Genomic DNA, 1,113 nt, shown 5'->3' on the forward strand with positions numbered 1-1,113 from the left:
TTAGATGAAGATGCAGATAAATTAAATATTAATGATTATTATAATTTTTATACTGTATTTAATGATCGTGGTTTAAATATTGGTGGTGGTGATATTAATACTGCTCCACAAGATAGACAATGATTATATCCATCAAATGTTATTAATTATTATTCACCATATGATGGTAGTTTTTTATGACAAGAAATTACCCTTTCAAGTATTAATGACAAAATTAGTAATAGTGGTTTATCAGTACGACAATTTATTCAAACAAGTGCCCCGGGGGAAGGTTATTGTTTTCCTAAAATAACTTATGATGAAAAAACAAATACATCAACCATTGAATTAGATGATGTTTTATTAAAAGACCCAGGAGTTATAGCAATGGCAGTTAAATTTTATGGTAATCCAATCTTTTTTGATATGCCAGTTATTGGGCGACCAATTATTAAAGGTCAATTTAATAAAAAAGTAATGAATTCACGTGATTTATTAATGTATAACATGTATCCTGCACCACCTGATAAAATAAATACTTATGCTTCACCAGAAGTAAGTTGATATAACATTCAAGGTATCCAACCAACTATGATAACTGGTTATGAAAATTGAAAAAAAGATATGGAAGCAAGATATGACTTTTGAAAACAAAAAAATATTGAGGGTATTGTTATAACCGACCCCACTACTACATCAGCAACTAATTCTAGTGTTGGTAGAAATATTCATACAGAAGATAATAGTTCTAAATTCTATTGGTCTAAAAATTGAACTATTACACCACCCGACAAAGTAAAAGTAAATAGTGGTAATGTTGATAATATAATTAGTACCCAAGCCTCATCATATTTTAGAAGAAAAGATGAATTTGGTAATACTGTTGGTCAAGTTCAATTTGAATATAATAAAATGGGTTCTTCTAATGTTTGAGATATTTTAAATATGAATAATTTTATTAATCGCCAAACAACTGTATTACCTTTAAACTATACGCAAAAGTTAGTTTTTAATCCTTTTACTATTCCAGGTGGTGTTGGTAAATTCTTAAACTTTATTTCGTTTGGTATTCCATGAGGGTGAGTAATTAATCAAGATGAAAAAACTTGACCTAATTTTCAATGATTAAATGGT

General features: G+C 28.1%; 1 protein-coding gene. It reads left to right on the forward strand.

What is annotated here, in order from left to right; genetic code table 4:
* Positions 1–1,113 (forward strand): hypothetical protein (locus D9R21_RS07705; RefSeq protein WP_158613990.1); only part of this gene is annotated, 1,113 nt, incomplete at both ends.

The organism is Spiroplasma endosymbiont of Megaselia nigra (assembly GCF_003987485.1).
Classification (GTDB): Bacteria; Bacillota_I; Bacilli_A; order Mycoplasmatales; family Mycoplasmataceae; genus Spiroplasma.